General features: G+C 59.4%; 20 protein-coding genes. 8 read left to right on the top strand and 12 right to left on the bottom strand.

Features of this window, described 5'->3' with window-relative positions:
* Positions 1-2 precede the first annotated feature (2 nt).
* A complete protein-coding gene (locus LRP59_RS11085) occupies positions 3-254 on the top strand; it encodes a hypothetical protein (protein WP_002514259.1) in 252 nt (83 codons plus the stop codon).
* Here LRP59_RS11085 and mutM read toward each other — a convergent pair.
* The 4 genes from mutM to LRP59_RS11065 all read right to left on the bottom strand — a co-directional run bounded on the left by mutM (position 205) and on the right by LRP59_RS11065 (position 2,606).
* Positions 205-1,047 (bottom strand): bifunctional DNA-formamidopyrimidine glycosylase/DNA-(apurinic or apyrimidinic site) lyase, encoded by an 843-nt coding sequence (gene mutM, locus LRP59_RS11080; RefSeq protein ID WP_002514260.1) that lies wholly within the window; start codon positions 1,045-1,047, stop codon positions 205-207. The two genes, LRP59_RS11085 and mutM, sit on opposite strands and share 50 nt — an antisense overlap.
* Positions 1,040-1,837 carry a ribonuclease III gene (gene rnc / locus LRP59_RS11075; RefSeq protein WP_002521318.1) on the bottom strand — a complete coding sequence of 266 codons (798 nt, stop codon included), beginning with the start codon at positions 1,835-1,837 and terminating at the stop codon, positions 1,040-1,042. Before rnc ends, mutM begins: the two co-directional genes overlap by 8 nt.
* On the bottom strand, positions 1,791-1,982 hold the full coding sequence (gene rpmF / locus LRP59_RS11070; protein ID WP_002514262.1) for a 50S ribosomal protein L32: 192 nt from the start codon (positions 1,980-1,982) through the stop codon (positions 1,791-1,793). Before rpmF ends, rnc begins: the two co-directional genes overlap by 47 nt.
* 63 nt (positions 1,983-2,045) lie before the next feature.
* Positions 2,046-2,606 carry a DUF177 domain-containing protein gene (locus LRP59_RS11065; RefSeq protein WP_002514263.1) on the bottom strand — a complete coding sequence of 187 codons (561 nt, stop codon included), beginning with the start codon at positions 2,604-2,606 and terminating at the stop codon, positions 2,046-2,048.
* A gap of 262 nt (positions 2,607-2,868) precedes the next feature.
* On the opposite strand from LRP59_RS11065, the gene LRP59_RS11060 reads away from it, so the two are divergent.
* From LRP59_RS11060 to LRP59_RS11050, 3 genes are all read left to right on the top strand, one after another.
* Positions 2,869-4,179: a sugar ABC transporter substrate-binding protein gene (locus LRP59_RS11060; protein ID WP_002514264.1), complete on the top strand. Its 1,311-nt coding sequence runs from the start codon at positions 2,869-2,871 to the stop codon at positions 4,177-4,179.
* A 79-nt stretch (positions 4,180-4,258) separates the two neighbouring features.
* Positions 4,259-5,215, top strand: coding sequence for a carbohydrate ABC transporter permease (locus LRP59_RS11055; protein WP_002514265.1), 957 nt, complete (start codon positions 4,259-4,261; stop codon positions 5,213-5,215).
* Positions 5,212-6,108: a carbohydrate ABC transporter permease gene (locus tag LRP59_RS11050; RefSeq protein ID WP_002514266.1), complete on the top strand. Its 897-nt coding sequence runs from the start codon at positions 5,212-5,214 to the stop codon at positions 6,106-6,108. The genes LRP59_RS11055 and LRP59_RS11050 overlap by 4 nt, the downstream gene beginning before the upstream one ends.
* 20 nt (positions 6,109-6,128) lie before the next feature.
* Here the strand turns inward: LRP59_RS11050 and LRP59_RS11045 are convergent, their stop codons facing one another.
* Positions 6,129-7,139 carry a LacI family DNA-binding transcriptional regulator gene (locus tag LRP59_RS11045; protein ID WP_002514267.1) on the bottom strand — a complete coding sequence of 337 codons (1,011 nt, stop codon included), beginning with the start codon at positions 7,137-7,139 and terminating at the stop codon, positions 6,129-6,131.
* A 322-nt stretch (positions 7,140-7,461) separates the two neighbouring features.
* Between LRP59_RS11045 and LRP59_RS11040 the strand changes: the two genes are divergently transcribed.
* The 3 genes from LRP59_RS11040 (at position 7,462) to LRP59_RS11030 (ending at position 12,370) form a co-directional block, all read left to right on the top strand.
* Positions 7,462-7,779, top strand: coding sequence for a TIM-barrel domain-containing protein (locus LRP59_RS11040; RefSeq protein ID WP_002514268.1), 318 nt, complete (start codon positions 7,462-7,464; stop codon positions 7,777-7,779).
* A 311-nt stretch (positions 7,780-8,090) separates the two neighbouring features.
* A complete protein-coding gene (locus LRP59_RS11035) occupies positions 8,091-11,174 on the top strand; it encodes a glycoside hydrolase family 38 C-terminal domain-containing protein (protein ID WP_002514269.1) in 3,084 nt (1,027 codons plus the stop codon).
* On the top strand, positions 11,171-12,370 hold the full coding sequence (locus tag LRP59_RS11030) for a hypothetical protein (RefSeq protein ID WP_002514270.1): 1,200 nt from the start codon (positions 11,171-11,173) through the stop codon (positions 12,368-12,370). The genes LRP59_RS11035 and LRP59_RS11030 overlap by 4 nt, the downstream gene beginning before the upstream one ends.
* Positions 12,371-12,855: 485 nt before the next feature.
* Here LRP59_RS11030 and coaD read toward each other — a convergent pair whose 3' ends face one another.
* Both coaD and LRP59_RS11020 read right to left on the bottom strand, forming a co-directional pair.
* The gene (coaD, locus tag LRP59_RS11025) at positions 12,856-13,329 is read right to left on the bottom strand and encodes a pantetheine-phosphate adenylyltransferase (RefSeq protein WP_002514272.1); all 474 of its coding nucleotides are present in this window, start codon (positions 13,327-13,329) and stop codon (positions 12,856-12,858) included.
* Positions 13,326-13,934, bottom strand: coding sequence for an RsmD family RNA methyltransferase (locus LRP59_RS11020; protein WP_002514273.1), 609 nt, complete (start codon positions 13,932-13,934; stop codon positions 13,326-13,328). Before LRP59_RS11020 ends, coaD begins: the two co-directional genes overlap by 4 nt.
* A gap of 136 nt (positions 13,935-14,070) precedes the next feature.
* Between LRP59_RS11020 and LRP59_RS11015 the strand changes: the two genes are divergently transcribed.
* Entirely contained in the window at positions 14,071-14,493 is a 423-nt protein-coding gene (locus LRP59_RS11015) for a pyridoxamine 5'-phosphate oxidase family protein (RefSeq protein WP_002514275.1), read from the top strand.
* A gap of 103 nt (positions 14,494-14,596) precedes the next feature.
* Here LRP59_RS11015 and LRP59_RS11010 read toward each other — a convergent pair whose 3' ends face one another.
* The 5 genes from LRP59_RS11010 to LRP59_RS10990 form a co-directional block, all read right to left on the bottom strand.
* Positions 14,597-16,846 carry an ATP-dependent DNA helicase RecG gene (locus tag LRP59_RS11010; protein ID WP_002514276.1) on the bottom strand — a complete coding sequence of 750 codons (2,250 nt, stop codon included), beginning with the start codon at positions 16,844-16,846 and terminating at the stop codon, positions 14,597-14,599.
* A 49-nt stretch (positions 16,847-16,895) separates the two neighbouring features.
* Positions 16,896-17,081 carry a 50S ribosomal protein L28 gene (rpmB, locus tag LRP59_RS11005; protein WP_002514277.1) on the bottom strand — a complete coding sequence of 62 codons (186 nt, stop codon included), beginning with the start codon at positions 17,079-17,081 and terminating at the stop codon, positions 16,896-16,898.
* 141 nt (positions 17,082-17,222) lie between these two features.
* Complete coding sequence (locus tag LRP59_RS11000) at positions 17,223-18,896, bottom strand: ribonuclease J (RefSeq protein WP_002521330.1); 1,674 nt, start codon at positions 18,894-18,896, stop codon at positions 17,223-17,225.
* Between the two features lie 210 nt (positions 18,897-19,106).
* Complete coding sequence (locus tag LRP59_RS10995) at positions 19,107-19,262, bottom strand: hypothetical protein (protein WP_002521331.1); 156 nt, start codon at positions 19,260-19,262, stop codon at positions 19,107-19,109.
* A gap of 100 nt (positions 19,263-19,362) precedes the next feature.
* Positions 19,363-21,156 carry a pyruvate dehydrogenase gene (locus LRP59_RS10990; protein ID WP_002521332.1) on the bottom strand — a complete coding sequence of 598 codons (1,794 nt, stop codon included), beginning with the start codon at positions 21,154-21,156 and terminating at the stop codon, positions 19,363-19,365.
* Positions 21,157-21,203: the final 47 nt, after the last annotated feature.

The following is a 21,203-nucleotide window of genomic DNA, read 5'->3' as shown; positions in this document are numbered from 1 at the left end:
CGGTGACCACGACAGAGGGCGACAACTTTCCCGCCTTCATGGGCATGGAACTACAACTCGGCAGCCTTGAAGGTGCCAGCGAACGCCTCATCGGGAGCTCGTTCTTCGCGTTTTCACCCACCGATGTTGACCGACGCAGCATTCACCCACCGGCCCAAGGCGACAGGGCCACAGCTGCGCTAGCCATGCCAGATGACGGCAGGATCACCGTAGTCTCTGACACCTCGGGCACCGGAACGAGCTCCGGTTCATGAAAGACTCGCGTACGATCGGCATCCCACATCGGTGGCAGGGCTCATCCTCACGGCCATAGGCATCCACAACGCGGAAAAACCACCCCGATTCCCCGTTAACGTTGACATAAAGGGAGTCGAAAGAGGTACCGCCCTGAGACATGGCCTCTGCCATAACATCGCGGGCCGTCTGTAACAATTCCACCGCTTCAGATTGACTCAGGCGAGAGCATGGTGTCTCGGGGTGACGACGGACCCGCCAAAGAGTTTCGTCGGCATAGATATTGCCAATCCCGGAAACAAGGGTCTGATCGAGCAAACTCCTCTTAATGGCGGACCTGCGTGCGCACAACCGTCGCGCTACCTCGTCAACGTCGAAACACTCCTCGAACGGATCAGGGGCGATGTGGGTCACCGGACCGGGAATACCGTCAACGAGCGGGGCTAGGGTCAATCCGCCGAAGGTGCGCTGGTCGAGGAAGCGCAGGTCACGACCATCGTCGAGGGTGATGACTATACGGGTATGGCGATGCTGCGGGGCATGTTGGGGGCTAACACGGAATTGTCCGCTCATACCTAGATGAGCCAACATCGCGGTGCCATCGTCAAGGATGAACCACAGGTACTTACCCCGGCGATTCACGGCAGTAAATTGACGACCCGACAAGGTCGTCTCGAAAAGCGCAGCGTCCTCGAGTCCACCGCTGGGGCGAAGCCCGCGAGTATCGACGACGTCGACGCTGTCGACGACAGCCGGAACAACGAAATGTTCGAGTCCGGCTCGAACGGTCTCGACCTCGGGGAGCTCAGGCACCTGTGTGAGAGCTTGGTATCAGCGCGGAGACAGCACGGCGGGCCGCACCTTGCTCCGCTTCTTTCTTGTTGTGGCCGGTGTAGGCGGCATATAGCCTGCCGTCCACATTCGCTCTGGCACAGTACCGACGATTGTGATCTGGGCCAGACCCGACGATTTCGTATCGGGGGGCATCGAAGCCATGCTCAGCGCAGTACTCTTGCAGGACAGTCTTCCAGTCTGTGCCCGCCCCAGAGCGGTCTGCCTCATCAACGAGAGGATCGAAAAGGTGATGGACTAAACGCAGTACGTCCGGAAGCCCAGCTGACAGCTCGACCGCGCCCAGCAGTGCCTCGGTAGTGTCGGCCAGGATCGACGTCTTGTCGTGGCCGCCAGTACGTTCCTCTCCCTTGCCCAACTTGATCCGAGGACCAATGCCGAGTTGACGTGCCAGCCGTCCTAGCGAGACGGTACTCACAACAGCCGACCGTAACTTGGCTAGCTGGCCTTCGGGTTTATCCGGGAACGCCCGGTACAAATAGTCGGTAACACCAACTTCAAGGATGGCGTCACCTAAAAACTCCAGCCTCTCGTTGGTGGGAATACCACCGTTTTCGAACGCATACGAGCGGTGCGTCAGCGCAAGATCGAGGAGCTGGGGATCACACCGGATTCCCAACTCCTCGAGAAGGGCGAGAAAAGGCCAATCCTCGACGTCGGGGCGGCCGATATTCTGATCCCTGCTTGCGTGCACAGTGTCGATCTCAGGCCTCGACAACCTGACGACGGTCGCCGCGCGGCCCGTACCCACCGCAAGACGGGCAGGCGGTGTGGGGCAGGTGCTTCTCACCGCAGGCCGGGTTGGCGCAGGTGACGAGCTTGGTAGCAACCGTCTTCCACTGCGAACGACGGTGCCGGGTATTGCTGCGGGACATCTTCCGCTTCGGGACGGCCACGATTTTCTCCTTGGTGTGCTTGAAGGGTCAGCATCCGCACGCGGCGGTTGCCTATGGCGACGTTCAGGACCGATCCGAGTCATCCCCGCCGACGAGGCCCTCGAGGGCCGACCAGCGTGGGTCGATCCGATCCGGATGGTCATGATCCGGGTCGTCATTGAGGTTGGCACCACAGTCTGGGCACAGCCCAGCGCAGTCATCGCGACACAGCGGGCTGAACGGAAGGTTCAGCACGACCGCGGCACGCACCACGGGGTCAAGGTCGATAGTCTCCTCGGCACTAACCCGACTGGCATCCTCGTCGGCTTCCTTGTCGGGGTAGAAGTACAGCTCTTGGACGTCAAGGAGAAGTTCCTCCTTGATGGGGTCCAGGCAGCGAGAGCACTCCCCCTCCAGGGTGGCCTTGACGGTCCCGGTCGCGAGGACCCCCTCTCCAACCGACTCCAGGCGGAGATCAAGTTCGAGTGGAGAGTCCTCGGGAACGCCAATCATGTCGACATCGAGATCCGCTGGAGCGGGTACCGTCCGTTGAACCCGGATCATCTGACCCACTTGCCGACGCAGCGAATGGGTCTCGAGAACGAGACCCGAAAGCGCGTCGGAGTGGCGATGGGTGGTGTTCATCGCAAAGATCCCTTCGACCAGTGGAACACGACGAGGTCATGACCAGCCAGTAACTCTACACGGCCACTGCCACCGGGACCAAAACCTGGGATTCTCCCACGCTTTGGCTTCCAAACCATGGGGCAACGAGACCAATCGACACCTTGACTATCGACTCCTGTTCGGGCGATACTGTACTAAATCGTATTAGTTCAGCAGGAACCGGCGCCAATGGTGGCCCAGAACCTGCTCAGGCCTCACCTCTCAAGGAAGAAGCAAGATCATGGGAAACTTCACCATCGGTCGACGTCAACTGCTTGGCGGCACCGCCGCACTCGCGACAGTGCTCGCTGCGAGCGCATGTGGCATGAGTGGCTCAGGCGACAAACCGTCGAGTCAGGCATCTGTTAACCCGTCCGCCAAGCTCGAAGGCAGCATCCAGTTCCAAACCTGGTCGCTCAAGAACGAAAAGTTCACGCCCTACTTCAAGAAGCTCGTCAAGTCCTTTGAGAAGGAACATCCCGGAACAACGATCAAGTGGGTTGACCAGCCAGGCGAGGGCTATGAGGAGAAAGTCCAGCAGCAAGCCACCGCTGGACAGCTGCCCGATGTCATTAACATACCGCCGAACTTCGCGTGGCAGCTCCTCAAAGCCAACAAGGTCATGGACCTCAAGAAGGCTGACGCGGCAGCCATCAACACATATATCAAGGGCGGCATTGACGCCTACACCTACGACGGTTACGACGGCGTCTACGGGTACCCGTGGTACCTCGGCACCGACCTGAACTGGTGGAACACCGAAGCCTTCGAGAAGTACGGTCTCGATCCCAAGAAGTTGCCGACCACACTTGATGAGCTTTATGCCCAAGCAATTACGATGGCCGAGAAATCCCACGGCACAATGCCCCTCATCTCCATCGCACCAGCTCTCGGTGATCTTGCCGCCCAGGGCGTCAAGGTCTACAAGGACGGAAAATTCACTTTCAACACCGACCAGGCCGTCGAGATCATTCAGAAGTATGTCGAGCTTTACGCCAAGAAGGCTATGCCGCCGGAGGTGTTGCAGAACAATTACCTCGGTAATTCGAAGCTGTTCCTCCAGGGCAAGGTTGCGTGGACCACTGGCTCGGCCTCCTTCCCTGTCGACCTCAAGAAGAGCGCACCAAAGCTCCTCCCCCACGTCGCCATGACCACACGCATCGGCGTTCCTCCCCTGTTTGTGCAGGGCATCTGCGTCTCCGCAGACTCGAAGAACCCTAATCTGGCCCTAGCATTCGCCCAATATGTCACCAATAACGCCAACCAGGTTGACTTCGTCAAGCTTGCCCAGGGCTTCCTGCCGGGAACTAAGGAAGCCAACGAGAACACAGACTCCTTTACCTCCGTCATCTCCGATCCGCAGATGAAGAAGGCCGCCGAGACCCTTGCCGGCGAGATGAAGTCCGCCAAGATCGGTGAGCCTATGGCCTATACCGACGCCATGAAGGCGTACGTCGGTCAGCAGATCTCCTCGGCAATGCGAGGCGATATCTCCGCTAAGGACGCACTCGACCGGGCCGTCAAGTACTGCAACGACCACGTCACCAAGTGATCTTCCTGTTGGCTTCGCCCTGCTGCGGGACCAGCAGAATCATCGTCCGCTCACCTACCTCGCCCAAGGATTGCGCTCCATGAACTCCCACCGCTGGTACACACCGTGGTTGTTGGTGGCCCCGGCAGTCGTGTGGACCGTCGTGTTCGCCCTCTACCCCTTCATCAACACGATCATCCTGTCCTTCACGAACACCCGGCCCCTCGTCGGCGGGGAGTTCATCGGTTTCGCGAACTACGCCGAACTGTGGCACGACGACATGTTCTGGAATGCCATGGTGACGACATTCATCTATGTCATCATCTGCATCCCGCTGTTGACGATCCTGCCATTGCTGCTGGCCCTCCTGGTCGAGAAGAAGATTCCGGGCATCTCGTTCTTTCGCACGGTGGCGTATTTCCCCGTCATCGCATCGGTCGTCGTAGTCGCCCTCATCTGGAGCTGGATGTTCGATTCTCGCGGCCTTATTAACCAGTCCCTGCAATGGATGGGCGCTACCAGCAGCCCCATCCCTTTCCTCGTCGATCGCTGGAAGCTGCTCGGCTGCGCGATCCTCCTGACGGTTTGGAAAGGCCTCGGTTACTACATGATCGTCTACCTCGCGGCGCTGGGAAACGTTGACCATGATCTCCACGAAGCAGCTGCCCTCGACGGTGCGGGCACCTTCCAGAGATTCCGCAACGTCACCATTCCCGGTATCCGCCCCGCAATGGTCCTCATCATTGCCCTCATCGCGGTGTCCGGCATGAGGATCTTCTCCGAGCTGTACGTCCTCACCAACGGCACGGGTGGCCCAGGCGGTGAGGACTCCAGTCTGGTCATGGTCATTAAGCAAGTCGGAACCGGACTGTCCGGACAGCTCGGATACGCCTCAGCCCTATCAGTTGTGTTGTTCTTCCTCACCCTCATCCCATTGACGGTCATCGGGTGGGCCAACAACAAGGACCTCCGATCAGGACGTCGGACCAGACGAGGAGAAGGTCGCGCTCGCCGCGCCGCCGCTATCCAGAGCGCCACCAAGGAGACGATGGCATGAGCACTGCACAGGCAACCCGTCCAGCCAAGCAGAAGCCGTGGCGCGGCCGACACGCCTTCGACCCAACTCGTCCCACCCTCGCCGGGCTCATCGGGCGTTACCTCCTCCTGATCTTCGTCGTCATCATCTCGATCGGACCATTCCTGTGGCAGCTCTCGACCTCCCTCAAGAGTGTCAATGAGAACATCTACTCCTTTCCGCCCCACCTCATCCCCCAGGAATTCACTATTGACGCGTACCGACGCGTTGCCCATGTGGTACCAATTCTCCAGTATGCCTGGCATTCAGTGTTTGTCGCCGCGGTCTGCGTCGTCGGTAATGTCGTGCTGGCGTCGTTGGCCGGTTACGCATTGACCTGCATGAAGTTCCGCGGCAAGAAGGTCGTGATGGGCATCCTGCTGTCGGTTCTCCTGCTGCCGGGTGAAGTGACACTGACCAGCCAGTACCTCGTCATCAAGGGTATGGGCCTTGCGAACACGCTAGCCGGCGTGGCCATTCCGGGTGTCGTCGGTGCCATCAACGTTCTGCTCATGGCGACCGCCTGTCGAGCCGTCCCTCCATCGGTTTTAGATGCGGCAACCGTTGACGGCGCGAACACGTGGTCGAAGATTCGCCACATCGTATGGCCCAACATCAGGGGCATGGCCTCCGTGGTCGCGGTGTTCGCGTTCATCGGGGCCTGGGACGACTTTCTGTGGCCACTGGTTGTTCTCAATGATCCAGACAAGTACACGCTGACAGTCGGCATGCAGTACCTCAGTTCGACGATGTCCACCGATCCACGCGAGGTCGCGGCCGGTACGGTGATCGCCCTTATCCCGATCATTATCATCTTCGCGTCGATGCAGAAGGTGTTCTTCCGCGGTGTTGAGAGTGGCGGGGTCAAGGGTTGACACCACCGCCGCGTCGCCCGTTACTGGGCCTGGCCAGTGGATCCTCTCACGATGAGTTCAGGGGGTTGCTCGGTAACATCCTCGACGTCGTCACCGCCAAGGATTCCCATCAGCATGGTGATAGCATCCCGGCCCAGAACCGACGGATCTCGTCGCAAAGCGGTGATTCCTGGCGACATCACCCGACATGCTGGTGAGTCCTCAAACGACACCACCGAAATGTCAGTGGGAACCTGTAACCGGTGCTCGGCAACGGCAGCCAAACCGCCCAGCGTCAGCACCTCATTGTCATAGACGATCGCGGTAGGACGATCTTCAGTCTTCAGCAACGCATTGGTCTCTCGCAGCCCAGACTGTTCCGAATAATCCGTTGCTGCTGCCTCGATAACAACAGCTCCCAGTCTCTCGGCTTCCTGAGCAAAGGCTCGTCGCCGCACCATGCTATGTTCGAGAGTGGGGTCGCCACCGATGTGGGCAATACGACGATGACCTTGATTAATCAAGTGAGTGACGACGTTTCCGGCAGCAGCTGCGTCATCGATATGGACACCAGGCAACGGTGTGTCACTCATAGCGCCAACAACCGTGCACGGCATCTTGATCTCTGCCATGAGCGGCCACCGTGGATCATTGCGAGCCGGATCGACTAGGACCACACCGTCAACCCGTCGCTGCGCCCACCATTGACGATGGACCTCGCATTCCTCCTCACGTGATGCGACCAACTGCAGCACCAAGGCAGTACGTGCGGGAGTGAGGATCTCCTCCATGCCAGCAATAAGGTGGAGGAAGAAGCCTTCACCAGCAAAACTGCGATCGTCGCGCGCGATGACGAGCCCGACGGCTCCAGCCCGATTGGCCGATAGCGCTCTCGCAGCCACATTGGGACGCCACCCCAGGTCCTTGGCCACTGCCTTCACCCGGGCTCTCGTGGAATCGGAGACGCCCGGCTTGTCATTAAGGGCGAAGGAGACTGCGCCAGGGGACACACCGGCAACCCTGGCGATGTCCTTGATCGTCGTCCTGTCCATGAAGTCACGGTCCTTCTCGAAGCATGAATGCCCTGTCGGGGGCCTAGGGGCGTCATCGCCCGAGGCTCATTGCCTCGACCCCGCGCGGCATCATTTTAAAGCTATCTGCAGCGATAGGTAAAACGCTTCAGCACCCTTTCGAATTAGTCTTGCCAATTCCATATCCGTCACTAGTTCCCTATGCCGGGAGATGTCATGCCCAGACGAGCCTTCGAGGTTCGCCCAAGCCAGGTCGTTGCCGACCGGATGGCACACCAGGTCATGAGCACCATCAAGCGGACTAGCCGACGTATCATTATCCACAACCCATACTATGAGCTTCATGACGATGGTGGTTCGTTCTCACCCGAAAGTCGGTATGCCTCGATCACGAGCGTCTGTAACTACTACGCAGTATGGCGGGGCGACGACCCATTACGGATGGTGGAGTCATGACATCGGGGGTCATCTCTTCGGATCCCGCGACGATGAGCTCATGGCTCGGTGGGCCCAATTCGGCGTGCTATCTCCCATCAACCGGCTGCACTCCACTGAGATCGGGTCTAAGGAACCCTGGCATTGCGCGGACCTGTCACTGGCTGGGCAACCACCCATCCCTTGTTACCTCCCCGTTACCTCCCTCGCTGATGGACTGCAATGAGTCGATCTCCTCACCGGGTCATATTCACCACACAGATTCGTCACTTTCAGTCGCGCCATCAATGAACTCCTGGTGCTAGCCCAACCTAGGGCCATTACCCTAATCGCTACTGGCTTGCTAGCCCGGTCCACGACGATCGCCCCTAGACCACACCACGATCCTCCTCGACGAGGGGCCCCGAGTCGCTCCGAAATGCGCTCTTGGAGATCGTGTGGTCAATTCCTAACTCAACAGGTTGACTAAACCGTATTAGTCACTACACTTCACACTGAAACTATCCGTTGTCAATGTCGCAACCGCCAGGGACTCCCATGCATGATCACGCCCCCATTCTTGACGACAGGGTGCATCGCCATCTCGCTGAGAAGATTCGCCCCGCCGAGACCACCACGGTGTGCCACCTTAACGTCGAGTGGGCCCCCGTCACCGACACCGTCGAGGGGTTGAACAGCCGGCCCGGGGTCGTCGGCCAGGGTGAACCCATCTCAATCAGTGCGGGCCTAACCCTGGCATATGAGCCCTTCCGGATAGGCGACACATGGGGACCGCCATGGGGAACAACATGGTTCCACCTCACCGCGACCGTACCGCCAGAGCACCGCGACGACCACCTTGAGATGATCGTCGACCTCGGTGGAGTCTGGGACTCCCCCGGATTCCAGTCCGAGGGGCTAGTCGTGCGTCCGGACGGATCCATCATCAAGGCCCTCAACCCGCGCAATACCTGGATTCCTGTCGAGACTGACGCTGAAGGTCACATTGACGTCTACGTCGAGGCTGCCTCGAACCCCATCTTGCTAGCCCAGCCACCCTTCCAACCTACCGAGGACGGTGACAAGCTCACCGCCTCTACCGACACCTATTACTCGCTCAAGCGAGCCGACCTCGTCCTCGTCAATGACGAGGTACGCGAACTCATTGCCGACATTGTCACCTTGTCTGGTTTGGCCGACCAGTTGCCGGAGGACTCCGAGCGTCACTGGGACGTTCGTCGCGCCCTGGACCGCGCTATGGATCGCCTTGACCTGTTCGACGTCATCTCTTCTGCATCAGCAGCTCGCAGCGAGTTAGCCCCTGCCTTGACCCGCCCCGCGCATGACTCAGCCCAGACGATGACTGCCATCGGCCACGCCCACATTGACTCCGCCTGGCTGTGGCCACTGCGCGAAACCCGACGCAAGGTCGCTCGAACAATCTCCAACCAGCTCAACCTCATCGACACCGACCCAGCCCACATCTTTGCCTTCCCAGCCGCTCAGCATTCGGCCTGGCTCGAAGAGGATCATCCTGATCTCTTCGCCAGGTTGCAGAAGGCTGTCAAGGATGGTCGCATCATCCCGGTCGGCGGTATGTGGGTGGAGTCCGATGCCAACCTTCCCGGGGGCGAGTCGATGTGCCGGCAGCTGTTGTACGGACAGCGCTATTTCATGGCGAAATTCGGCCACCATTGTCCCGAAGTGTGGTTGCCCGACTCTTTTGGCTACTCCGGCGCATTACCCCAACTCGCCAAATTGGCCGGTGCCCGCTGGTTTTTAACCCAAAAGATTTCTTGGAATCAGGTCGATAAGTTCCCTCACCATTCGTTCTGGTGGGAAGGAATCGACGGCACCCGCATCTTCACTCACTTCCCGCCAGCCGATACCTACGGTTCCGACTTGTCGGCTCACGATCTCGAGCATGCCCGGGCTAATTTCCAGGACAAAGGTCGCTCCAATTCCTCCTTAGTGCCCTTTGGCTACGGTGACGGCGGTGGCGGCCCCACTCGCGAAATGCTCGCTCAAGCCCGCCGAGTTGCTGATCTTGACGGATCCCCCAAGCTAGCCATCGAGCCTCCGGCCACCTTCTTCTCTCGGGCGGAGTCCGAGCATGAAGACCCTGGAACATGGGTCGGAGAGCTCTACCTCGAGCTGCACCGTGGCACCTTCACCAGCCAGTACGAGGTCAAAAAGGGGAACCGTCGCAACGAACACCTGTTGCGTGACGCCGAGCTGTGGTGCGCCACTGCAGCCGTACGCGGGCTCATGGATTATCCCGGGGAGCGCCTGGCCGAGATCTGGCGGACGATCTGCCTGTATCAGTTCCACGACATCTTGCCCGGGTCAGCCATCGCGTGGGTGTACCGCGAGGTCGTCGCCGATCACCGTCGTATCTCCGACGAATTAACCGAATTCATTCACCACGCCCAAGAGCTACTGGCTGGGAGGGGGGACGAAGAGATCGTCTTTGACTCCGCACCCATGGCCCGCCCATGGGCCTCCACGGTCGCCATGGGCGGCAGCAAAGCTCCGTCCATCACGGAGGGCGTCCACGCCGAAGAAAACGAGGAAGAGTTCATCGTTGATAACGGTCTGCTACGCATGACTGTTGACGCGCACGGACTCATCACGCACCTCGTCGACACCGCCAGTGGCCGAGACGCCATTCCTGCGGGTCAGCGTGGCAACCTACTCCAAATACACCCAGACTTCCCGAACATGTGGGATGCCTGGGACATCGACCCCTTCTACGCCAACAACGTCACCGACCTCGACGACGGCCAAGCCACCATGAGCCGCAAGGACGGGTCAGTGACCATCAGCATCACGAGGACTTTTGGCCACTCCAGCGCAATCCAGTCTCTGACTGTCAATCCGGGAGATCCGCGTGTCAAGGTGCACACCCATGTCGACTGGCACGAGCAGGACAGCCTCTTGAAGCTGGCCTGGCCAGTGGACGTCCACACGGATCATGCCGATTATGAGATCGAGATGGGCCACATCACTCGCCCCACCCACACCAATACGTCGTGGGATGCTTTCCGGTTTGAAGTCCATGCTCATCGGTGGGTTTACCTGTCCGAGCCCGGTTTCGGTGTTGCCATCGCCAACTCTGGCACCTACGGATGGAATGTGTCTCGTCACCCCAAAGACAACGGCGGCACTTGGTCGGTTGCTCGCGCATCTCTCCTTAAGGGGGCCCGCTTCCCCGATCCTCGTGCTGACGAGGGTGAGCATGATTTCTTCCACACTCTGCATACCGGCGCAGATCTCACCGACGCTATTCGCGACGGGTACGCCGCCAACCTGTGTGTACGTCGTCGTCAGGGTTCTCCGGTCGAGCCGTTGGTGAGTGTTGAGGGGGTTGCAGTCGAAGCCGTCAAACTAGCCGAAGACGGCTCTGGTGACGTCATCGTCCGGCTGTACGAGCCCTACGGGCGTCATGTTCACACCACGATGACTCTAGGGTTCGAGGCCACCTCGGCCGTCGAAGTCGACCTGCTCGAGGACCCCCTCGACGGCAACCCGCACGCCCAGGTAGCGCCGTCGGTCGTCACCGCTGACCTTGCCGACGGCACCATCGGTTTGTCCATGCGCCCCTTCCAAGTCGCGACCCTCAGGTTGGGACGCAACCGATGAAGATTGGCGTTAATTACACCCCCTCCCAAGGGTGGTTTCACAGCTGGCTTGACCTCGATCTCGACGCCACCCGCCGTGACTTTGAAGGCATTGCCCAGCTCGGCCTCGATCATGTGCGCCTGTTTCCGCTCTGGCCGTTGTTACAGCCTAACCGCGGTCTGGTCCGCCCACGGGCCCTCGATGACGTCGTCTCCGTCGTGCGCGCGGCCGGCGAATTTGACCTTGAGGTTACCGTCGATGCCCTCAATGGACATCTGTCGAGTTACGACTTCCTGCCCTCCTGGGTGATCACATGGCACGCGTCAAATCTCTTCACCGATCCGCTCGTCGAGGCTGGCCAGACCGACCTCATCAGCCAACTGGCAACACGCCTGCGGGAGGAGCCGAACGCCACCGGCATGACGGTGGGCAACGAGTTCCCGCAGTACACAGCTCTGGCCCCGGACCATCATCATCCGACGCGCAGTGAGTGCACCGTCGATGAGGCCCAGACGTGGTTGGAAACGATGCTCGGGACCATGCGGGACCAGTGGCCGGACGGACGGTTCTGGTTCGGGTTCGACGACGACCTCTGGTTCGTCGACGACCATCCGTTCACCCCACGTCACGCCGTAACTCAGGGATCCGCTACGACCGTCCATTCTTGGGTGTTCGCCCAAGTAGGCCCCCGTTTTGGAGAGGGACATCCCGCCCTGACATGGTTCCCCCGCTATCTGCTCGAACTGGCCCGAGCCTGGAGCCCTAACCCCCAACGCCCACTCTGGCTGCAAGAAATAGGAGCACCTCGAACCCACGTACCCAACGCCATCGCCGCCACCTTCATGACAACAACGATGACATCACTAACCTCAACACCAGGCCTAGAAGCCATCACCTGGTGGTGCTCCCACGACGTCTCCCATGACCTACTCGATTTTCCAAAACTGGAATACTCACTCGGCCTATTCACCAACGACGGCAAACCAAAACCAGAAGCCCTGGCCCTATCAGACATCCTGCCCGACCTGCACAACGCCCAACCCCAGAACCAACTCGACGAACCACTCGAGTTCAGCGCCAACTGGGATACCGGTCAAGGCCGCTCAACGTGCTCCCCGATAGGCGATCTCTTCGCTCAGTGGGTTGACCAGGCAGAACGAACCGGGAAGGCTCCGCGGCTTCGCCGAGTGCGAACGCAACATTGCCCTGTGCCCTGAGCGATGGGCGCTTATTAGCATCGTTGTATGCGTATTTTAGTTGTAGCAGCCCGTGGAACAAATGGAAAAGGTAACCACCTTGTTTCGCAATCATGACCGTACGATGATTGAAGTAGGCAGGTCTGAGGGTGAGATTCTGTGCGACATCAGCAATGAAATACATCTGGATTCATTGTGGCGGCAGGCGGTCCATATTGACGCCGTAGCGTGCGCATCGGGGACGACACCCTTCGCACCCTTGAAGGAGTTGACCTTAGCCAATTTCAACGATGACTGACAAAACAAGGCGCTTTCCCAAATAAACCTCGTGCGTACAGGCATTAATCATATTTTCCGAGCGGGGATCCTTCACCTTGACGAGCGGAATCCTCTTCCGTGATCCTATTCCCAAGGGATCGGCAACCGATGTCGCCAACGCTTTCCGAAAATCATAACTCCCAAAGAGGAATGGTGCGAGCAGAGTTCTCCAATATCTGAAGAAATCATTAATGCGGGAATCTTTCATGCAACGCGGTATTAACCATTCCCGGCACAAACTCGGATACATTGCCGCCATTACAAGCAGCAGAGCGAATCATCGAGGAGCTGATCGTGCCGAATTCACGGCCAGCCGGGAGCAAAATGGTTTCAATACCGCTCATGGCCTTATTGAGGTGAGCCATCTGGAGTTCGTAGTCGAAGTCGCCACCAAATCGCAACCCGCGGATGATTGCGTCAGCTCCCATTTCGGTGCAGAAGTCGACCAGCAGTCCGTCAACGAGCGCCACCTCGACACCGGGAATATCAGCGACAGCATCCTTAACGAAGGCCACCCGCTCATCCATGGAGAAGATGCCGTTCTTCGCGGAGTTCACGGCCACTCCGACGACGACCTCGTCGATGAGTTCGGCTGCTCGGGTCACGATGTCAACGTGACCGAGGGTGATGGGGTCGAATGACCCTGAAAAGACTGCTTTCACTGCTGCTCCCTGCCCGCATCTGCCTCCGGCTCACCGGTACGTTGGGCGTAATAGACAACTGTCTCGCCGTAGCGAGAATTCCACGACTCGTATCCATCCGGAAAACGGGGATCCCGACTTCTCCGTGATCTCTCAACCACTAGCAGACCGTTGTGGGCGAGGGCCCCGTCGCACGCTGTCAAGATGAGGCTATCCATATCATCGGCGGCGAGGTCGTAGGGCGGATCGAACCAAACGACATCAAAGACGCGGTGGTTCTCGGCGAGGAAAGCCGTCACCGTCTGGGATAACACTTCGATCCTCAACCGGGTTGTCCGAGAATTATCTTTCATGACATTGCAGGCGCAGCGATCGCGGTCGACGGCAACCACCGTTGTGGCCCCCCTACTGGCAGCCTCTAAGGCCACGGCACCTGAACCAGCGAACAAATCGCAGAATGTCTGACCGGCCAATTGGTCCTCGGGAACCTCGTCAGCGGTCCCGTTCCATGCTGCCAAAGCGGAGAACACAGCCTCGCGTACCCGGTCGGTCGTCGGACGGGTCAGTCGTCCCGGCGGGGTAGTCAGACGTTTCCCGCCGGCACGTCCCGCAATAATCCTGCTCACTGCTCCAGGCTAGCGGTACCAGATTCCCATTTCTCCAGCCGCGTGCAGGGGTCATGTGATATTCCAAGGTGAAGAACCTCGGTAACTTTGTGCCAGTCGACTCCCGAAGTGCGCCGCATTCCGGAAGAATAGGCCCATGATCAATGAGGAGAACCCGATCACCGAGGTCCCGGAGGATAGCTGCTGGGGCTACCTGGATACCGCTGAGGTCGGTCGCCTGGCCACTAGTGTCAATGACCAGCCCGAGGTATTCCCCGTCAACTACGTCGTTGACGGACAGAGCATCGTCTTCCGCACTGCTGCTGGTAGCAAACTGGAGGACATAGTCACGAACAACCGCGTCGCCTTCGAGGCGGACGGCTGGACCGAGGAGGCCGGCTGGTCGGTCGTTTTGCGTGGCAAGGCCGAAATCATCACTGACGACGCCGAGCTTGCCCTGTGCGACAAGATGCCGCTACTCCCCTGGGTTCCTACTGTTAAGCGCAATTACGTTCGTGTCGAGGCTGATCAGATCACCGGACGCACCTTCGCCTTCGGGCCGGAACCGAAAGGCAACTGAGACTATTTCAGTAGGCCCGGATCGCTCTCGCGGTTCGGGCCTTCATGATGCTTCATAGCCGACGTGGCGGAGGGTCGGCTCAGTCTTCTTTAACGGGGGCGGCTCAACCCTGTTCCATGAGGTCACCCTCAGCGAGCATCTCGGTGGCGGTCACGACGTCAAGGAGTCTCGGATCATCGGGGGCTTCGGCCACCCACCGTTCGGCCAGGTCTTTCGATGCCGTCACAATCTCAGCGTGGTCGAGCACCCGCAACAGGCGTAGCGGGGACGAATAACCGGCTTGAGAGGATCCCAGCACATTGCCTTCATGACGCTGAGCTAGGTCAAGTTCGGCTAGTTCAAATCCATCACGGGACGCGGCCACGGCGTCCAAACGCTCGCGCGCCACCGATCCGGGCGGCGCCGTCGTCACCAGCAGGCAGAGCCCCGGCAGGTTGCCTCGACCGATCCGACCGCGCAACTGGTGCAGCTGCGAGACGCCAAACCGGTCGGCGTCCATGATGACCATCATGGTGGCATTGGGGACGTCGACGCCGACCTCAATCACCGTTGTGGAGATAAGCACCTGCAACTCACCCTTGATAAACCTGTCCATAACGAGGTCTTTCTCGGACGAATCTAGCCGGGAGTGCAGGGCCTCAACTCTTAATCCGGCGAGAGGTCCCGTCGCCAGTTGAGGAGCGAGCTCTTCGACGGCAGCTGCGGGAGGACGCCCACCTTCGACGTCGTCAGCGTCGTCGGAATTGATGCGAGGGCAGACCACAAACACCTGATGTCCGGCATCACACTCCTCCCGGATCCGCTGCCAGGCGCGGGTGAGCCAGGATCCGTGGGCGGGCAGGTCGACGACCGTGGTCTGAACGTCGGCACGTCCAGTCGGTAATTCTCTTAAGCTCGAGACCTCGAGGTCACCGAAGACCGTCATCGCCACCGTTCGCGGAATCGGGGTCGCGGTAAGAACGAGTTCGTGGGGGCGTGCGCCGTCCCCAGTGGTGAGAACACTGCGTTGCTCAACGCCGAAGCGATGCTGCTCATCGACGACGACTAATCCAATGTCGTTGTAAATCACTCGGCCCGACAGCAGGGAATGGGTGCCGACGATAATTCCAGCGACTCCTGAAGCAATATCGGCCAGTGCCGCCCGGGTGCCCGCAGCCTTCACCGAGCCGGTCAGTAGCGCCACACCCGTGGAGATCTCCGGGGCATCCAATCCCCCGCCGGACGCCAAGTCGCCCAACATATTGATAATGGTTCGGTAATGCTGCTGAGCAAGGACTTCGGTCGGCGCCAGCAGGACAGCCTGGTGCCCAGCGTCAACAACCTGCAACATCGCTCGCAGCGCGACGAAGGTTTTTCCCGAGCCAACTTCTCCTTGCAATAATCGGTGCATGGGACGATCTGCCGAGAGGTCGGCGTCGATCGCCCGACTCACCTCGTCCTGGCCAACAGTCGGGGTAAAGGGCAGGCGGTCCTCAAAGGCTGCCAGCAATCCGCCGTCGCGACGCGAACACACCGGGGCATCATGACGCTCTGCACTGCGGCGTCGCACCGCCATCGTCGCCTGGGTGGCTATCGCTTCTTCCCAGATAAGTCGTTCGGTGCCGCGATCAGCCTCAGCCACCGAATGCGGGTGATGGATGGCGTGGTAAGCTTCCCATAAACTCGGTAGGTCAGCTTCTTGACGTAACCATTCAGGCAGGGTGTCCTCGAGTTCGGGCGTGGATTCGAGCAGCATCGACTCCACTGAGGCGATTTCCCAGGTACGCAATTTCGACGTCTGCGGGTAAAGGCCCAGCAAACCATGACGTTGCACCTGGGCAGCCATCACCTTACCCTCCTCGCGACCTGCCACGACCTTCCCGTTGCGGTCAATCATGACGAAGTCGGGGTGGACGAGCTGCGGGTTCCCGCGAAACTCCCCCACCTTACCGACAAAGATGCCGTGAGTATGGGCCGAAAAAATGCGTTGCCAGTAGGACACGATGTGGGGTTTACCGAAGAACGTAACGGGCAGGCGCGCTTTACCGTCAGAAAGCATGACTTCCAGACGTTGACGCGGGCGTCTCTCCCTGCCAGTGACGGTCTTGTTGGTGTGAACCTCGACGCCGACAACATCGGCCACCAAGGCGACTTCAGTGTCAATGACTAAGTGGGACAAGTCGGTGGTTTCGGTGCCGGTGAGGTAGCGACGCGGAAGATGACCAAGGGCCTCTCCCACCGTGCCAACATGCAGCGCAGAGAAGGCCTTGGCCGTCTTGGCTCCCACCGCCTCCGCTAAGGGACGATGAAGCTCCTTCTGGGTGCGGGTACGCCACCTGGTCACTGCATTCACATCGTCACCGTATCGACCCATAACGACAAAGAACCCGCCTTACGGCGGGTTCCATCGTCAAACGCGGCGCTCAGCGGCTGACTCGACCAGCCTTGAGGCACGAAGTGCACACGTTCATGCGCTTATGCGTGCCGTTCTCGACGACACGGACGCGCTGAATGTTCGGGCTCCACCGGCGATTGGTCTTCTTCTTCGACCAGGGGACGTTGTGTCCGAAACCGGGGCGCTTAGCGCAGATGTCACACACAGCAGCCACTGGGAGATCTCCTGTTCAGGGCCGGGTGCACAACGCACCCGACGCAATCGTTGGGTTCGGCGGTTCCTTCAGGAACTGGACAAGACTATACGTTGAAGCGCCCGGAACCCAAATCGGATTCGGGGAGCCGGCGACCACACTTCAGATTTTGACGACGACAGGCACGATCATAGGCCGACGCCGCAGAGACCGCGATACCCACCGACCAATGGTCCGACGAACCACCTGTTGCAACCGGTGGGTATCGTCCATACCACCGGCCATCGCCTTCTCTAGCTCGGCGACAATCTGGTCGGTGATCTCCGCGAAGACCGAGTCACCCTCGGCAAAACCACGCGCCTGGACCGCCGGGCGAGACACCACTGACGCCGAGCGGGTGTCGACCACGGTGACGACTGACAAGAATCCCTCCTCACCGAGGATACGGCGATCAGTGAGCGTGTCCTCAGTAAGCTCCCCCACCCCAGATCCGTCAACAAGGATGTACGAGGCATCGACCTTGCCGACAACGCGCGGTACTCCGTCGACAAGGTCAATAACCCCGCCGTCCTCGACAAGTACTACGTTCTTCTCATCGACACCGGTGGCCTTGGCCAGATCGGCATTAGCGACGAGGTGACGCACCTCACCATGAATCGGCATTACAGCGCGTGGCCGCACGATGTTGTAGGCGTACAGCAGCTCTCCGGCTGCGGCATGGCCGGAAACGTGGACCAAAGCGTTGCCCTTATGTACCACGGTAGCGCCAAGCTTTGTCAGGCCATTGATCACCCGATAGACGGCATTCTCATTGCCCGGGATGAGAGAGGATGCCAGCAAAACGGTGTCCCCCTCCCCCACCTCGATGTCTCGGTGCTCTCGGTTGGCGATCCTTGCTAGGGCCGAAAGTGGCTCTCCCTGGGACCCAGTGGAGATGATGACGACCTCGTTATCCCGGTAGTGGTCGAGGTCGCGCAGCTCGATGACAGTGTTCCCCGGAACGTCAAGGTAGCCCAGGTCCTGAGCAACAGCCATATTGCGGACCATTGAACGACCGACGTAGCAGACCTTGCGGTGATGACGCACGGCCATATTGAGCACTTGCTGGACGCGATGCACATGGGAGGCGAAGCAAGCCACAATAAGCTTCTTTTTCGCCTTCTCGAAGACTCTCTCGATAGCAGGCTCGATCTCAGTCTCGGACTTCACGAACCCCGGAACCTCGGCATTCGTGGAGTCAACCATGAACAGATCGACCCCCTCCTCACCGAGTCGCGCGAAGGCACGCAGATCGGTGATGCGTCCGTCTAGCGGAAGCTGGTCCATCTTGAAGTCGCCGGTGTTAATGAGAGTTCCGGCATCGGTGCGCACACACACTGCCAAAGCGTCAGGAATGGAATGGTTAACGGCGATAAATTCCAGGTCAAACTGCTCGCCAACCTCAGCGACGTCGCCCTCGTGAACAACATTGAGTTTGTAGCCTTTAATGCGGTGTTCACGCAGTTTCGCCTCGACCAGCGCCAGGGTCAGCTTAGACCCGTAGATCGGGATATCGGAGCGACGTTTAAGCAGGTACGGCACCGCACCAATATGGTCTTCGTGACCATGAGTGAGCACTAGAGCCTTCACCCTGGCCAGCTTCTCCTCGTCGAGGTAGTCCAGCCCGGGAAGCAGTAAATCAACCCCGGGGTGGTCGTCCTCGGGGAAGAGCACCCCGCAGTCAATGACGAGCATCTCCCCGTTGATTTCATAGCACGACATGTTGCGCCCAACATCCCCCAAGCCTCCGAGGGGGATGATGCGCAAAACGTCCGGTTGCAGGTCCGGGGGTCTCATCAGTCCAGTCTCAGCCACATCCTCCAGGTTATCGGTAGACGACGACAGTACTCATACCGATCACGCCATGCTCGAGCTCGCCGCAAATCGGCCTGGTGATAGTAAAGGTCTTTGTTGGGATGGATTGAGCACGCCGGCAACAAAAGTATCGCCGCTAAGCAGTATTGGGATTGCTGAAGCTGCGCCAACGGCGACATCTTCTGGCGGGGCTCATAGACGTCCTCCCAAACCAACCGGGCAGAACGCCTTGTCCTGGCTACCCAGCATTGCTTCGTCATCCCGGGACGTATCGCCGACAATATCGAATCCCTCCTCGACGACGAAGGTGATGAACCCTCCCACGACGGCAAGGGCGCACGGAGCCACATATGTGATTCAGCTGGGCCGATACGTCTCTCGGATCACGTCCCATGAATCAACGAGGGGCCGCCACCTGTGCGGTGACGGCCCCACCGAGTCGCGACGGTCAGAAGCGAGGAATGTTCCTCATATTGGACGTGGCCATCGACACCGCTTCACCAGCACCACGATTGAGCACGATCTTGCTCATGGCGGTGGCAAACCCGATCATCTGCTCGCCCTTGATCTCAGGCGGCAGGGACAAGGCGTTGGGGTCAGTGATCACCTCGACTAGGGCTGGACCGTCAAAGTCCATAGCATCCGTTAGGGCACGGCGAATGTCGCGTGGGTCATCAACCCGCTCAGCGTGAAACCCAATCGCTTTGGCGAGGCCTGCATAGTCGACGTCGTGGACGTCGGTACCGAAATCAGGTAACCCGTTCACGAGCATCTCCAGTTTGACCATGCCGAGAGTGGAGTTATTGAAGGCAACCACCTTGATCGGCAAGTTGAGCATACGCGCTGTCACGAGCTCTCCAAGAAGCATCGAGAGGCCACCATCACCAGACACCGAAATAACCTGACGCCCCGGGTGGGAAGCCTGGGCGCCAATGGCGTGCGGCAGGGCATTGGCCATCGATCCATGCAGGAAGGATCCGATAAGACGGCGGGTGCCAAGGGGATCAATGTAACGAGCCGTCCACACGTTGCACATACCAGTATCGGCAGTGAAGATGGCATCACGGTCAGCTACCTCATTGAGGACGTGAGCGACGTACTCAGGGTGGATCGGCTTCATGTGCTCGACATTGCGAGTGTACGAGCCGACCGGGGCCTTCATAATCTTGGCGTGGCGCTTAACTGTGGCCTTAAGGAATTTGTCATCATGCTGTTTCAGCAGCGGGGTGACGGCGTCGCACAGGGCTTTCACATCGGCATGGATCGGGAAGGACACGTCAGTACGGCGTCCCAGCTTCTCCGGACGGTTCTCAACCTGGACAGTGAGGGTATCTGGGAGGAACTGGTTGTAGGGGAAATCGGTTCCTAGCAGGATGAGAACGTCGGCATCATTCATACCCTCGGCAGCAGCGCCGTAACCCAGCAAGCCGGTCATACCGACGTCAAAGGGGTTGTCGTATTGGATGAAATCCTTACCACGCAGGGAGTGGCCGATAGGGGCTTTGAGCTTATCGGCCAGAGCAAGGACCTCATCGTGAGCGCCTTCGACACCCGCGCCGGCAAAGATGGCGACTTTCCTGACGTCGTTAAGCAGCTTGACCAGTTGACGGACGTCCTCCGGGTTCGGCTCGATAGACGGCCGACGACTCGGGATGAAAACCGGGGAGGGCGCTGCAGCCTTCTTGTCGGAGATGTCGCCGGGAAGGGTGATGACGGAGACGGTGCTACCAGCAACGGCATGGCGGATGGCCGAATTCACGACGCGCGGAGCCTGCTCCGGGGTAGAAACCAGCTCACAGTAGTCGGAGCACTCCACAAACAGACGGTCCGGGTGAGTCTCCTGGAAGTAGCTCATGCCGATCTGGACGCTAGGAACGTGAGATGCGATAGCCAACACCGGAACTTGGGAACGGTAGGCATCGAACAGACCATTGATGAGGTGCAGGTTGCCCGGCCCGCAGGAGCCCGCACACACCGCGAGCTCACCGGTCAAGGTCGCCTCTGCAGCGGCTGCGAAGGCCGCGGCCTCCTCGTGACGGACGTGTACCCAATCAATGCCGCCCTTGACGGAGCCGCCCGTCTTACGAACCGCATCAACGACCGGGTTGAGGGAGTCACCGACGATGCCGTAGATCCGCCGCACCCCCGCATCGAGGAGCTGTTGGACGAGCTGTTCGGCAACATTCATGAAAGGGACCTCCGCGGTACTGACGACATGGGACAAGCGGCCGACCGGCCGCATACCAGCATACGACTTATCGTCCTAGCCTCACCTCACTCTTCGCGCGA

This window comes from Cutibacterium sp. 37298 (assembly GCF_023838685.1).
Lineage (GTDB): Bacteria > Actinomycetota > Actinomycetes > Propionibacteriales > Propionibacteriaceae > Cutibacterium > Cutibacterium acnes.
The sequence above is the reverse complement of the archived record's forward strand: the minus strand, read 5'-3'. Positions and strand labels throughout refer to the sequence as shown.